This window comes from Streptomyces zhaozhouensis (genome assembly GCF_900230195.1).
In the GTDB taxonomy this organism is placed as follows: Bacteria; Actinomycetota; Actinomycetes; order Streptomycetales; family Streptomycetaceae; genus Streptomyces; species Streptomyces zhaozhouensis.
Map to the genome: position 1 here is coordinate 32,445 of NZ_OCNE01000011.1, position 14,373 is coordinate 46,817.

The following is a 14,373-nucleotide window of genomic DNA, read 5'->3' on the forward strand; positions in this document are numbered from 1 at the left end:
TCACGACGGGTGAGTGGTCGACCTCGCTCCGGCGGCCGACTGCCCGCGCAGTTCCCCGCGCCCCCGGGCACACCGTGGCGAGCGCCGACGGCCAAGCCACCACGGCCCGCGGGCGACAACCCACCGGGACACCGCAGACCCGCGGTCGGCCCCGCCCCGGCAGTCAGCTCTTCGCCGCGACCACCGCGTCGAAGACGGTCCGTTTCGGGACGCCGGCCTCCCTGGCCACCTCGGCGATGGCCTCCTTGCGGCGCTGCCCGGCCGCCTCCCGCGCCGCGACCCGTTCCGCCAGTGCGGCCGGCTCGGCCGACCGCCGGGCCGGCTCGGCGCCGGCGACCACCACCGTGATCTCGCCGCGCACCCCCGGCTCCGCCCAGCGCGCCAGCTCGTCCAGCCGGCCGCGCCGCACCTCCTCGTACGTCTTGGTCAGCTCGCGGCAGACCGCCGCGCGCCGCTCCGCGCCCAGCGTCTCGGCCATCGCGGTCAGCGAGGCGGCCAGCCGGTGCGGCGACTCGAAGAAGACCAGGGTGCGGCGCTCGTCCGCCAGCTCCCGCAGCCGCGCCGACCGTTCGCCCGGCTTGCGCGGCGGGAACCCCTCGAAGCAGAAGCGGTCCACCGGCAACCCCGAGACCGCCAGCGCCGTCAGCACCGCCGAGGGGCCGGGCACCGCCGTCACCCGCACCCCGCGTTCCACGGCCGCGGCGACCAGCCGGTAGCCGGGGTCGGAGACCGAGGGCATCCCCGCGTCGGTGACCAGCAGCACCCGGGCGCCGCCCGCCAGTTCGTCGGCCAGCTCGGGGGTGCGCGCGGCCTCGTTGCCCTCGAAGTAGGAGACCACCCGGCCGCCGACCGTCACCCCCAGCGTCGACGCGAGCCGTCGCAGCCGGCGGGTGTCCTCCGCCGCCACCACGTCGGCCTCCGCCAACTCGGCCGCCAGCCGCGGCGGGGCGTCGCCCACCTCGCCGATCGGGGTGCCGGCCAGTACCAGAACGCCCTCATCCGTGCCCGTCACGCCCCCCATCCTCACCCATCCGCCGGGGGACGCCGATCACCGGATGCCAAGATGGCCCGTGATGAGCAGCCAGACCGTCACCGACGCACCGCCGGAACAACCGGAGCACCCCACCGGCTGGGCCGGTCGGCTGCGCGCCTTCGGTTATCTGCCGTCCCGCGCGGCCGACCTGCGGGAACGTCTGGTGCCCAGCCACCCGGAGCCGGGCAGCTGGATGTGGCGCTACCTCGGCTTCTCGGCCTCGGGCGCCGCGCGGCTGGCCCGCGCGATGGCGTGGGGCGGTCCGCTGCTGGTGGCGCTGCTCGCGGGGGTGCTGCGCTTCGTCAACCTCGGCTCCCCGGACGCCGTGATATTCGACGAGACGTACTACGCCAAGGACGCCTGGTCGCTGCTTCACCACGGCTACGAGACGGACTGGTCGGACAAGGCCGACGAGCAGATCATCGAGGGCGCGACGCCGCTCGGCGACACCGCCGCCTACGTGGTGCACCCGCCGGCCGGAAAGTGGGCCATCGCCGTCGGCGAGTGGTTCTTCGGGCTGACGCCGTTCGGCTGGCGGTTCATGGTCGCGCTCCTCGGCACGCTCTCGGTGCTGATGGTCTGCCGCATCGGCCGCCGGCTCTTCCGCTCCACCGCGCTCGGCTGCCTGGCCGGGCTGCTGCTGGCCGTCGACGGGCTGCACTTCGTGATGAGCCGCACCGCGCTGCTCGATCTGGTGCTGATGTTCTGGCTGCTGGCCGCGTTCGGCTGCCTGCTGATCGACCGCGACGCGGCCAGGGCGCGGCTGGCCGCCGCGTTGCCCACCGGGCCCGACGGGCTGCTGCGTTCGGACCCCTCGGTCGCCGAGCGCCTCGGCCTCGGGCCGCGTCCGTGGCGGCTGGCCGCCGGGGTCTGCCTGGGGCTGGCGTGCGCGACCAAGTGGAACGGGCTCTATGTCCTCGCCGCCTTCGGCCTGATGGCGGTGTTGTGGGACATGGGCGCGCGCCGCTCGGCCGGCGCGCGCGCCCCCTTCCGCACGGTGCTGCGCCGGGACGCGTTCCCGGCGTTCACCTCGCTGGTGCCGGTGGCGCTGGTGACCTATCTGGTCTCCTGGGTCGGCTGGTTCGCCACCTCGGGCGGCTACTACCGGAACTGGCACCACGAGGCCGGCGCCGACAGCTCCTGGTCCTGGGTGCCGGGGCCGCTGCGCTCGCTGTGGCACTACACCTTCGAGGTCTACGACTTCCATGTGGCGCTGACGTCGAGCCACCCCTACGAGTCGAACCCGTTCACCTGGCTGGTCGCCGCCAGGCCCGTCACCTACTACTACGTCTCGGCCGATCACGGACAGCCGCTGGTGGAGAGCGACCCGGAGTCCCCGGTCTGCGGCTACACCGGCGGCTGCGTCCGCGAGGTGCTGGCGCTGGGGACGCCGCTGCTGTGGTGGACGGCGTGCGTGGCGCTGGCGTACGCGCTGTGGCGCTGGCTGCTGCGCCGCGACTGGCGCGCGGGCGCCCTGCTGTGCGCGGTGGCCGCCGGCTACCTGCCGTGGCTGCTCTACCAGGAGCGCACCATCTTCTACTTCTACGCGGTGGTGCTGAGCCCCTTCCTCTGCCTGGCGGTCGCCTTCCTCGTCGGCGCCCTCCTCGGCCCCCCGGGCAGCTCGGAGCGGCGGCGGGTGATCGGCATCGTGACGGTGGGCGTGCTGGTGCTGCTGATCGTGTGGAACTTCATCTACTTCTATCCGATCTACACCGGCGAGGAGATCACCCGCGAGGGCTGGCGGGCGCGGATGTGGCTGCCGACCTGGATATAGCGGGCCCGACGGACGGGCCGCCGGCGTTCACTCCGCGCACAGGGCGCGGTCGACGAGGCCGGTCATGGCGGCGTCGACGCGGTCCTGGGCCGCCTCGTCGGCGAAGTCGAAGCTGTTGGTGGCGACGGTCACCGCGCGCTCGCCGTCCGGGGTGACGCCGTTCTCGTTGTGGTAGCCGAGAAGCGTGCCGCTGTGGCCCCAGTAGACGCCGCCGCAGCTCAGCTCGCGTCGGAAGAGGCCGAGGCCGTAGCCGACGCCCTCCCGCCCGGTGTCCCGGGCGCGCAGCATCTCGTCGAGTTGCTCGGGCGGCAGCAGTTCGCCGCCGAGCAGGGCGGTCAGGAAGCGGTCGATGTCGCCCGGCGTCGTGACCAGCGCGCCGCCGGCGCTGGCGGCCGACGGGTGGAAGACGGTGGTGTCGACGTACTCCCCGCCCTCGGGGAAGACGTGGTGGCCGCTGAGGAACGGGGGCTCCAGGTACGGGTCGTCCTCGGGCGTTTCGGTGTCGGCCAGGCCCAGCGGCTCGATGACGCGGTCGCGCACCTCCCGTTGCCAGGAGTTGCCGGTGACGCGTTCGATGATCATGCCGACGAGGACGTAGTTGGTGTTGGAGTAGCCCCACTCGCTGCCGGGCGCGAACTCCTCGGGTGAGCGCAGCGCCCCCTCGACCAGTTCCTCGTCGGTGTAGCGCCGCAGGTGGTGGGCGTGGAAGCCCTCGGCCGAGTGGAAGGCGGGCAGCACGTCGGGGCGGGGGAGGTAGTCGGGCAGGCCGCTGGTCTGCTGGAGCAGGTCGCGGACGGTGACGCGGGTGCCGTCGTGGCCGTTGCCGGCGACCAGCCCCGGCAGCCACTCCTCCACCGTGTCGTCGAGGGAGAGTTCGCCCTCGGCGACGAGTCGCAGGGCGACGGTCGCCACGAACGGCTTGGCGGTGCTGCCGGCGCGGAAGCGCGCGTCGGGGCGCGCGGGCGCGCCGGTGGCCAGGTCGGCGGTGCCGCTGTGCGCGGCGCGGGTGCCGTCGGGGGTGTCGAGCACGGCGGTGACGCCGACGGCGCCGGCCCGGTGGACGGCCTCGGCGTCGCGGCGCAGCGTCGCGCCCGCGTCCGCCTCGCCCGCGGCGGCCGGCCCCAAGACGCCGGCGAGCGCGGCCGCCGTGGCGCAGCCGAGGGCGACGGCGAGGCCGGCGGTGCGGCGGGGGCGGCGGCGGAAGGCGCTGCGTGGGTTCATGGCGGCCAGCCTCGCCGTTCCGGGGCCAGGCCACCATCGGGGCACCCGCACTCCTCGGGTGGGGTTAACCCGAACTGGCCGCCGACACCGGGTCGTTGGTGTCGGAGGTGTGGACGGAACGCGCGGCGTGCGGGAGAGTGGCGGCGGCAATTCTGGTATGCGCACGACAACCACATGACAACCGTCGCCCCCCAGAGTGAGGACGCGTCCATGAAGCGGTCACGGCTCATCCCGTCCACGGTCCTGCTGGCCCTGGTGACCGCCGGCCTCGGCGCGGCGCCCGCGACCGCGGACGAGGGGGCCGCCGGCGGCGCGACCGTCGGCGCCGACTGGGAGGGACACACCCTCAGGATCGTCTACGAGGGCGGCCCCGAAGCCAACGACCTGCATGTCTTCTCGATGGACACCGGCGACGAGGTGCGCCGCGTCGGCTTCGTCGACGCCGTGCCGATCACCGCGGGCGAGCACTGCGCGTACCCGGAGCCGGACAACGAGCTGTTCGTGGCCTGCGAGTTGCCGGTGGGCGACGCCCGCACCGACGACGTCCGGGTGCTGCTCGGGGACGGCGACGACGACGTCGTGACCAGCGAGCCCGGCGTCACGATGGTGCGCGGCGGCGCCGGCGACGACGAACTGCACGCGCACACGGCGGAGTTGGTCTTCGGCGACGACGGCGACGACATGCTGATGGGCTATGGCGCGCTCTTCGGCGGCGCGGGCGACGACCATCTGATGGGGCAGCCCATCGACGAGGTCCTCCACGGCGGCCCCGGCGACGACATGATCGAGGGCTGGGACGGCGACGACGTCGTCTACGGCGGCACCGGCGACGACCACATCTCGGGCGGCGAGGGCGACGACGTGCTCTTCGGCGGCCCGGGGAACGACCACATCACCGGCGACGGCGGCGACGACCTGATCGTCGGCTGGCCCGGGGACGACCACGTCGAACAGTGAGGACACCCAGGACACGGGCAGGACACGTCCCCGCATAGGCGTGGTCTCACGGGCCTCCTCCGGTCAGGCTAACGGCGGGTAGCCGGTAGGCTGCGGGGAGCGGATGACATGGGTGGCGTCCGCGCAGGTGGCACGGCGTACGACGCCGTTTGACCCGGGCGTCGAGGCGCGCGAGGGGGCAGGTGCGGGATGGACAGAAAACAACGGCTCGCGGTGCTCGGCGGTGTCTGCGTCACCGTCGCGACTCTGGCCGGTTTCGGGGCCTACAGCCTTCTCGACAGCGACGAGGGCGACGGCGGTTCGGACACGGTCGCCGGACGCGACGACGACAAGCCGGCCGACGAGGTCCCCTCGGGTCCCCCGACCGAGGAGGAGACCACCGAGACCGCCGACGCCTTTCTGACCGCCTGGGCGGGGGGCGACGCCGAGGCCGCGGCCGAGCTGACCGACGACCCGGAGGCCGCGCGTGCCGCGTTGGCCGTGCTGACGGAGAACGACGCGGTCGGCGCGCTGGCCCTGGAGCCGGGCGCGGTGGACGGCACCGGTGTCCCCTACGACATCGCCTTCGAGGTCACCCACGGCGAGCAGGCCCAGGAGCTGGCCTACGCCTCCGAGTTGGCCGTGGTGCGGGACGAGGAGAGCGGGGAGGTCCTGGTCGACTGGGCCCCGACCGTGGTGCACCCGCGACTGTCCGAGGACCAGACCCTCCAGGTCGGTCCGCGCGGCGAGTTGCCGCCGGTCGAGGTGCTGGCGGAGGACGGCAGCGAGCTGACGGCCGAGGAGTTCCCCGGCCTGGTCCCGGTGCTCAACGAGATGCGTGAGCGCTACGCGGAGGAGTCCGGCGGCGACGCCGGCAGCGCCGTGGTGATCGCCGACGCCGAGGGCGAGCCGGTGGAGACGCTGCTCGAACTGGCCGAGCCGGTCGCCGGGCAGGTGCCGACCACCCTGGACCCCGCGCTCCAGCAGGCCGCCGAGGCCGCCGTGGCCGGCACCGGACACGGCGCCGTGGTCGCGATCCAGCCGAGCACGGGAGCGATCCGCGCGATCGCCAACGCCGAGCCTGACGGCACGGACATAGCCCTGGAGGGCAGCTACGCCCCCGGTTCCACGTTCAAGATCGTGACGGCCTCGCTGCTGCTGGAGCAGGGGCTGGCCGACCCGGGTGCCAAGCACCCGTGTCCGAAGTTCTTCGAGCACGGCGGCTGGGAGTTCCAGAACCTCGACGAGTTCGAGATCGAGAACGGCACCTTCGCCGACAGCTTCGCCCGTTCCTGCAACACGGCGTTCATCAGCCAGGCCCCCGAGCTGGCGGACGACGACCTCGGGGCGCACGCGCGGAACGCCTTCGGCCTCGGCCTGGAGTGGCAGACCGGCGCGACCACGATGGACGGCCGGGTGCCGGTGGAGCAGCAGGCGCAGATGGCGGCCCAGCTGATCGGCCAGGGCGCGGTGCGGATGAACCCGCTGACCATGGCGTCCGTCTCGGCGACGGTGAAGAACGGCGCGTTCGCCCAGCCGCATCTGGTGCCCGTGGACTTCGCCGGGCTGGAACTGGCCGCCACGGACGGCCCGTTGCCGCACGCCGACCAGCTGCGCTCCCTGATGAACCGGACGGCCACCAACGGCACGGCGGCCGAGGCGATGGCCGGGCTCGGTGGCGACATCGGCGCCAAGACCGGCTCGGCCGAGGTGGACGGCCAGGAGAAGCCCAACGCCTGGTTCACCGGCTACCGCAACGACCTGGCGGCGGCGGCCGTGGTGCCGAACTCGGGCCACGGTGGCGAGTTCGCGGGCCCGGTGGTGGCCGAGGTGCTGGCCGCCGCTCCCTGACCCGGAACGGGAAACCGCCCCGACCGCGTGGTCAGGGGCAGACCGTGACCCCGGTCGGCCCGCTCTCGTTGAGGGCGCGGTCGACCGGGGCGTTCCATGTGTAGCTCACCCCGGTGGCCGTGACGCTCAGCGCGTCGACCCCGGTGTCGTTCCAGGCGTGGGCGAAGGCGCCGCGCGCGGTGAGCGGTGTGCAGCTCTCGGTCTCGAAGACGAGAGCGACGCTGCCGAGGGCGACGTTCATGTCCTCGGCGTTCCGCTCCGGGGCGATGAGGAAGCCGACACCGTAGCCGTTGACGTCGGCGGCGTCCTCGCGGCTGACGTTGGGGAACGCGTCGGTGGCGCCGGAGTGGTGCACGACCTGGAGAACCGGGGTCACCGGGACGTCGAACCAGGTGGCGACGGCCTGGTCGCCCGTCATGGGGTGGTCGGGGAGGGTGCTCCACTCCCACTCGGTCAACGCCAGCCAGCGCTCCCGCCCCGCGACCTCGCCGAGTGAGTAGACCTCGGGCGGCGCGACCGTCAGCCCGTCGGCGGGCGGAACGGTGCCGCGCTCCCGGGGGGCGTCCGCCGGGGTGAGGCAGGCGACCTCGGCCAGCAGCCGGTCGACCCGCGCGGCGTCGCCGCCGGCGGCGCGTTCCTCCCGGACCAGGGTCAGCAACCGGTCCGCGCCCTCGCCGGTGTCGGGCGCGATCTCGGGCACGCACTCCTCCGCGCCGGCCGCGGCGGCGCCGGGTGGCGCCCAGAGGCAGAGGACCAGCGCGGCGAGCACGGCCGGCACGGCGGCCGGCCGCGGCCGGGAACGGGCGGGCCGCCAGGACGCGTTCGCTCGCACCGTCGCCTCCCGACTTGTCGACACGGTCGCCCCCGCGCGGACCCAAGACCCTAGCCCACGCCCCGCCCCCGGCAAAGGGGTGCCGACGCCTCCCGGCCACCCGTGGCACGGCGGGGGCGCATGACCGAGGGGCCCGGCGCGGGGAACGATGTCCCCGCGCCGGGCCCCTCATGACACCCGGTCGCGGCTCGAAAGCCGGGTCACACGACGGCCGTCGCCGGCCGCTTCACTCAGCTGACCCCGGCGGGCTCGCGCTCCTTGCTCAGCGAGGCGCGCCCCTTGCCGTTGGCTTCCAGATAGCGCTCCAGCGACTCACCCTCGACGTCCACGTTGGGCACGATGCGGTCGAGCCAGCGGGGCAGGGTCCAGGCCCGCTCCCCGATCAGGCCGAGCAGGGCCGGGACGATGGTCATCCGGACCACGAAGGCGTCCAGCAGGACGGCCGCCGCGAGGCCGATGCCCATCATCTTGATCATGGCGTCGCCGCCCGTGACGGCGAAGCCGGCGAAGACGCTGATCATGATCGCCGCGGCGGCGGTGACCACCCGGGCGTTGAGGTTGAAGCCGGTGACGACGGCCTGGCGCGGGTCCTCGCCGTGGACGTACGCCTCCCTCATGCGGGTGACCAGGAACACCTCGTAGTCCATGGCGAGACCGAAGATCACACCCACCATGAAGATCGGCATCATGCTCATGATCGGCCCGGTCGACTCCACGCCGATCAGGTCGGCGGCCCAGCCCCACTGGAAGATCGCGACCACGATCCCCAGCGCGGCGAGCACGGAGAGCAGGAAGCCGAGGGCGGCCTTCAGCGGCACGACCAGCGAGCGGAAGACCAGCACCAGCAGCACGAACGCCAGGCCGACCACCAGGATCAGGTAGGGCACCAGCGCGTCCGACATGACCTTGGAGAAGTCGATGTTGGCGGCGGTGGTGCCGGAGACCAGCACGTTGGCGCCGGTGTCCGCCTCGATCTCCGGCGCTATGTCGTCCCGCAGGTGGTTGACCAGGACGGTGGTGTCGTGGTCGGACGGGCCGGTGGTCGGGAAGGCGAGCACCGTGGCCACGGTGCCCTCGGGGTTCACGTTGGGCGGCGCGGTGGCGAGGATCTCCTCCATCCCGCCGAGCCGCTCGGAGACCTCGCCGGCGACCTGCTCGGCGTTCTCGTTCTCGATGACCATCATCAGCGGGCCGTTGAAGCCCGCTCCGAAGCCCTCGCTCAGCAGGTCGTAGGACTTGCGCAGCGTGGTGTCCTCGGGCTGGCTGCCGTTGTCCGGGAGGCCCTGCTCCATGCTGGCCACCGGGATGGCCAGCACGCCGAGGCCCACCACGGAGGCGGCCAGCACCAGCGCGGGGCGGCGGAGCACGGCGCGGGCCCAGCGGGTGCCGCCGTTCTCCCGGCCCGGCTTGTTCAGCGAGTGCGGAACGCCGGTCTCCGGGTTCTGCTTGCGCAGCTTGCGGCCGAAGATCCGCTTTCCGACGATGCCGAGCGCGGCGGGGACCAGGGTCAGGGCCAGCACCACGGCGACGGCGACGGCGCCGGCGGCGGCGAAGCCCATCTTGGTGAGGACCGGGACGTTGACCACGGCGAGGCCGGCCAGCGCGATGATCACCGTCAGGCCGGCGAAGACGACGGCGGAGCCCGCGGTGCCGACGGCGCGGCCGGCGGCCTCCTCGCGGCTGTGGCCCTCGACCAGCTCGGCCCGGTAGCGGGAGGCGATGAAGAGCGCGTAGTCGATGCCGACCGCGAGGCCGATCATCATCGCCAGGATGCCGGTGGTCTCCGACAGGCCGAGCGTGCTGCTCAGCGCGGCGATGCCCATCATCGCGACGCCGACGCCGATGAGGGCGGTCAGCAGCGGCAGACCGGCGGCGACCAGCGAACCGAAGGTGATGACCAGCACGATGGCGGCCACCACGATGCCGATGACCTCACCGCCGCCCATCTCCATCTCGCCCATCGCGACCTCGCCGTCGGCCTCGACGGTCAGCCCGGCGTCACGCCCGGTGTCCATCGCGTCGATCAGCTGGTCACGCATCTCGGGCGTGATGTCGGTCCAGGTCGCGTCGTACGAGACCGACAGGTAGGCGGTGTCGCCCTCCGCGTTGACCGAGCCGGACTCGGGCGCGAACGGGTCGGTCACCGAGGCGACCAGGTCGCCCTGCTCCAGCTCGGCGCGCACGTCGGCGACTGCGGCCTGGTACTCGGGGGACTCCAGCAGCGAGGAGCCGTCGGGGGTCTGGAAGACCACGCGGGATTCGAGGTTTTCCGCGTTGGCCTGGGGGAACTGCTCCTCCATGACATCGAAGGCCTCCTGGGCCTCCGTGCCGGGGAGCGCGAAGTCGTCTTCCGGCGGTGTCCCCGCCGAGGCCGCGGCTCCGCCGATGCCGAAGAGGAGCGCGAGCCACAGCAGCGCCACCCACCAGCGGCGCCGGAAGCTCAGGCGTCCGAGTTTGTACAAGAACGTAGCCACGGGGCAGGTTCTCCTGTCCGGGTGTCGTGGATCGATTACCAGATGAGTCAGCTCATGTCACGAGACGCAGCACAGTCCGTTGAGGATGAGTCCGTCACGAGCTTGTGATGCGAATCACTTTTCGTGCCGCTTTGTGACTTGCCGCTGCTTTCCGTGACCCGAAGCATGGGAGGGTGAGCGACGAACCGAACTCATCTGACGCACCGCCGCACCCGCGACCGGAGACCTCGGCTCCGAGTCCCGACGGGTATCTGAGATTTCCGCATCTCCACGGTGACCTGTTGTGCTTTGTCGCCGAAGACGATCTGTGGCTGGCTCCGTTGCCCTCCGCAGACCCAGGCCGCACGGTGAGGGACCGGGCCTGGCGACTCACCGTCGATCGTACCCGGCTGGGTCCGCCGAGGTTCTCGCCGGACGGACGCCACATCGCGTTCACCAGCTGGCGCACGCTCGACCCCGAGATCCACCTCGCCCCGGTCGACGGCGGCCCGGTCAGCCAGCTGACGCACTGGGCCTCCTACGACACCCGCGTCAGGGGCTGGACGCCGCCCGACGACGCGGGGCGGAGCAGGATCCTGGCCATCGGCTCCCACCAGCAGCCGTTCTCCCACTTCGCCCGCGCCTACACGGTGCCGACGGCCGGCGGTCCCGGCGAGGAGCTGCCCTGGGGCCCGGTCTCCGACATCGCGGTGCGGGGGAACGGCGGGGACCGGCAGACCCTGCTGCTGACCGGCGCCGCCTCCCACGACCCGGCGGACTGGAAGCGGTACCGGGGCGGCGGAACGGGACGCCTCTGGCACCACGGCGAACGGCTGTTGGCCGATCTTGGCGGGCAGTTGAACAGTCCGATGTATGTCGGCGACCGAATCGCGTTTCTCTCCGACCATGAGGGCGTCGGCAACCTCTACTCCTGCCTTCCCGACGGCAGTCGACTGTGGCGCCACACCGACCATGACGCGTTCTACGCACGGCACGCCTCGACGGACGGGCACCGGGTGGTCTACCAGTGCGCGGGCGAGCTGTGGCTGCTGGAGGACCTGGGCCCCGGCTCCGTGCCGCGCCGGCTGCCGCTGCGGCTGGGCGGGGCGCGCACCGGGCGCCGGCCCTACCAGGTGCACACGCCCACGCATGTCGAGTCGCTGACCGTCGACACCACGGGCCGGGCCAGCGCGATCTGCGTGCGGGGCGGGCTGTACTGGCTGACGCACCGGGACGGGCCCGCCCGCGCGCTGGCCGAGGCGCCGGGCGTACGGGTGCGGCTGCCGGAGATGCTGGGCGACTCCGGCCGCATCGCCTACCTCACGGACGCGGACGGCGAGGACGCCATCGAGGTCGTCCATCTCCCGCGGGTCAGCGGCGGCCGCGAGCCGGTGCGGCTGGCCACCGGATCGCTGGGCCGCGTACGCGAGTTGGTGGCGACCCCGGACGGGACGGGCCTCGCCGTCGCGACCCACGACGGGCGGCTGCTGCTGGTGCGGCTGCCGGAGGAGGCGGGCGCCGCCTCCGGGGAGACGGCCTCGGACGACGCGGCTCCCGGCGACGCGGCACCGGACGACGCGGCTCCCGGCGACGCGGCTCCCGGTCGCGAGAAGGAAGGCGGGTCCGCGGAGGAGAGCGGGGCCGCGGAGGAGAACGGCGCCGCGGAGGAGAACGGCGACGCGGGGGAAGGGAACGCCTCCGCCGAGGCCGGCGCCGAAGCGGTGACCGAAGCCGCCGACGCGCCCGCGGCCGCGGGCCCCGCCGGTGGCGCCGGTGGGGAGGAGACGCGTTCTGACCCCGCCGAGGCGGCCGGGCAGGCGCTGCTGCCGCGCGTGACGGAGGTCGCGCGCTCGGTCAACGGCCCCGTCAGGGACCTCGCGTTCTCGCCCGACTCCCGCTGGCTGGCCTGGGCGCACCCGGGGATCGGGCGGTCGTTGAGCCAGATCCGGATCGCGGAGCTGGGCGCCGAGACCCCGACGGTGGTGGAGGTCACCGACGGCCGGTTCGAGGACGAGGAGCCGGTCTTCACCTCCGACGGGCGGTTCCTCGCCTTTCTCTCCTGGCGCGGCTTCGACCCCGTCTACGACGTGCACACCGGCGGGATGTCGTTCCCGCTGGGCTGCCGTCCCTATCTGGTGCCGCTCTCCTCGGCGACCAGGTCCCCGTTCGCCATCACTCCCGAGGGGCGGCCGGCCGCCGGAGGTCTGGACCCGGACGAGACCGCGGCCGACGTCGGGGAGGCGGGGGCCGAGGGGCGGGTGACCGTGGAGGTCGAGGGGCTGGGCAGCCGGGTGACGCCGTTCCCCGTGGCCGCCTCGAAGTACTCCTCGCTGTACCCGGTCAGCGGCGGCGGGCTGGTGTGGCTGCGGTGGCCGATCTCGGGCGCGCTCGGGGAGACGTTTCTCAATCCGGACAACACCTCGGGCAAGCCGACGCTGGAGCACTTCGACCTGGCCAAGGCGAAGCGGAGCGAACTCGCCGACGGCGTCGACTGGTTCGCGCCCAGCGGGGACGGCACCCGGCTGGTGGTCAGCGAGGACCACGACCTGTCGGTGGTCTCCGCGACCGACTCCACGGACAGCGACTCGGCGGTCCGGATCGATCTGCGACGGATCGTGCACGTCGCGGACCCGGCGGCCGAGTGGCGGCAGTCGTTCGACGAGGCGGGCCGGCTGGTGCGGGACTTCTTCTGGGACCCGGGCATGTGCGGCATCGACTGGTCGGCGGTGCTCGACCAGTACCGCCCGCTGGTGGAACGGGTGGCGAGCCCGGACGAGTTCGCCGATCTGCTGACCGAGACGATGGGCGAGCTGGGCACCTCGCACGCCTATGTCAGCGCGGGTCGGCTCAACGAGGGCCCCTGGCAGTACCAGCGGCCCCAGGGACTGCTGGGGGCCAACTTCTGCCGGACGAAGGACGGTTCCGGCTGGCAGCTGGCGCGGGTGCTGCCCGGCGACTCGTCCGACTCCAAGGCGCGTTCCCCGCTGGCCGGTTCGGGGGTGCGGGAGGGCGCGGTGCTGACCCATGTCGGGGGGCGGCCGGTGGAGGCGGCGGCCGGCCCGTGGCCGCTGCTGGCCGGCACCGGCGGCACCAGCGTGGAGCTGACCTTCGCCGACGAGTCGGGCCGGCGTCGGCGGGTGGCCGTGGTGCCGCTGGTCGACGACCGGCAGCTGCGGTACCAGGACTGGGTGGCCCGACGGCGGGAGCTGGTACGGGAGTTGAGCGCCGGCCGCTGCGGTTACGTGCACATCCCCGACATGGGCGGCTCGGGCTGGGCGCAGTTCAACCGGGACCTGCGGCGCGAGTTCGACCGCGAGGCGCTGATCGTGGACGTCCGGGGCAACGCGGGCGGCCACATCAGCGAGCTGGTGGTGGAGAAGCTGAGCCGCACCATTCTCGGCTGGGACCTGACGCGCAACGCGCAGCCCGTCTCCTACACCTCCAACGCGCCGAGGGGCCCGGTGGTCGCGGTCGCCGACGAGGCGACCTCCTCCGACGGGGACATGATCACGGCGGCGTTCCGGCTGCTGGGGCTCGGGCCCGTGGTGGGGTCGCGGACCTGGGGCGGGGTCGTCGGGATCACCGGGGAGCACCGGCTCGGGGACGGCACGGAGATCACGGTGCCGATGAACGCCGCGTGGTTCGACGCCTACGGCTGGGACGTGGAGAACCACGGCGTCTCGCCGGACATCGAGGCGCTGCGCACGCCGCTGGACTGGGCGGAGGGGCGTTCCGTGGTGCTGGACACGGCGGTGCGGGTCGCGCTCGACCTGCTGGAGCGGCATCCGGCGGCCCGGCCGCCCGGCTACCAGCGGGTTCCCGACCGGGGGCGCCCCCCGCTGCCGCCGAGGACGGCGGCGCCGACGCGGGAGTGCGAGGACGGCGGGTCCGTGTGACGCTGGATGCGGGACGGTGGTTTTGACCCGCTTGTTCCCGTGACAGGCCAATCCGTCTTCTCTGCGAGGAGTGGCAGCACATGGGCATCTCGGACCAGTTCAAGGACAAGGCCCACGAACTCCAGGACCGCGCCAAGGACGCCATGGACAAGGGCAAGGAGCAGTCCAAGGAGCGCAAGGGCGACAAGGGCGGCCAGGGCGACAGCCCGATGGACAAGGCCAAGGACAAGGCCCAGAAGGCCGCCGACCGCGCCAAGCAGCGCGGCCAGCAGGACAGGTGAGCCGGGTCGGCTGAGTCCCACCGCTCCGTCCCGGTGCACGCGGAGGGCCGCCGCTCGTCGGCGGCCCTCCGCACGGTGCCCCGTCCAGGCCGGCTG

Annotated in this window: 9 protein-coding genes; 5 read left to right on the forward strand and 4 right to left on the reverse strand. The window is 73.3% G+C overall.

What is annotated here, in order from left to right:
* Positions 1-163 precede the first annotated feature (163 nt).
* Positions 164-1,021 (reverse strand): 16S rRNA (cytidine(1402)-2'-O)-methyltransferase, encoded by an 858-nt coding sequence (gene rsmI, locus CRP51_RS16355; protein WP_439333175.1) that lies wholly within the window; start codon positions 1,019-1,021, stop codon positions 164-166.
* Positions 1,022-1,073: 52 nt separating this feature from the next.
* Here rsmI and CRP51_RS16360 point away from each other — a divergent pair, with 52 nt between their 5' ends.
* On the forward strand, positions 1,074-2,807 hold the full coding sequence (locus CRP51_RS16360) for a dolichyl-phosphate-mannose--protein mannosyltransferase (RefSeq protein WP_097231961.1): 1,734 nt from the start codon (positions 1,074-1,076) through the stop codon (positions 2,805-2,807).
* A 27-nt stretch (positions 2,808-2,834) separates the two neighbouring features.
* Here the strand turns inward: CRP51_RS16360 and CRP51_RS16365 are convergent, their stop codons facing one another.
* Positions 2,835-4,028: a serine hydrolase domain-containing protein gene (locus tag CRP51_RS16365; protein WP_097231962.1), complete on the reverse strand. Its 1,194-nt coding sequence runs from the start codon at positions 4,026-4,028 to the stop codon at positions 2,835-2,837.
* A gap of 210 nt (positions 4,029-4,238) precedes the next feature.
* Here CRP51_RS16365 and CRP51_RS16370 point away from each other — a divergent pair, with 210 nt between their 5' ends.
* Both CRP51_RS16370 and CRP51_RS16375 read left to right on the forward strand, forming a co-directional pair.
* The gene (locus CRP51_RS16370; RefSeq protein ID WP_097231963.1) at positions 4,239-4,985 is read left to right on the forward strand and encodes a calcium-binding protein; all 747 of its coding nucleotides are present in this window, start codon (positions 4,239-4,241) and stop codon (positions 4,983-4,985) included.
* A 189-nt stretch (positions 4,986-5,174) separates the two neighbouring features.
* Complete coding sequence (locus tag CRP51_RS16375; RefSeq protein ID WP_097231964.1) at positions 5,175-6,815, forward strand: penicillin-binding transpeptidase domain-containing protein; 1,641 nt, start codon at positions 5,175-5,177, stop codon at positions 6,813-6,815.
* A gap of 31 nt (positions 6,816-6,846) precedes the next feature.
* Here the strand turns inward: CRP51_RS16375 and CRP51_RS16380 are convergent, their stop codons facing one another.
* A complete protein-coding gene (locus CRP51_RS16380; RefSeq protein WP_097231965.1) occupies positions 6,847-7,647 on the reverse strand; it encodes a hypothetical protein in 801 nt (266 codons plus the stop codon).
* Positions 7,648-7,877: 230 nt separating this feature from the next.
* A complete protein-coding gene (locus tag CRP51_RS16385) occupies positions 7,878-10,121 on the reverse strand; it encodes an MMPL family transporter (RefSeq protein ID WP_097231966.1) in 2,244 nt (747 codons plus the stop codon).
* A gap of 251 nt (positions 10,122-10,372) precedes the next feature.
* Here CRP51_RS16385 and CRP51_RS16390 point away from each other — a divergent pair, with 251 nt between their 5' ends.
* Both CRP51_RS16390 and CRP51_RS16395 read left to right on the forward strand, forming a co-directional pair.
* Entirely contained in the window at positions 10,373-13,996 is a 3,624-nt protein-coding gene (locus CRP51_RS16390) for a S41 family peptidase (RefSeq protein WP_245880639.1), read from the forward strand.
* Between the two features lie 80 nt (positions 13,997-14,076).
* Positions 14,077-14,277 (forward strand): hypothetical protein, encoded by a 201-nt coding sequence (locus tag CRP51_RS16395; protein WP_097231968.1) that lies wholly within the window; start codon positions 14,077-14,079, stop codon positions 14,275-14,277.
* Positions 14,278-14,373 lie beyond the last annotated feature (96 nt).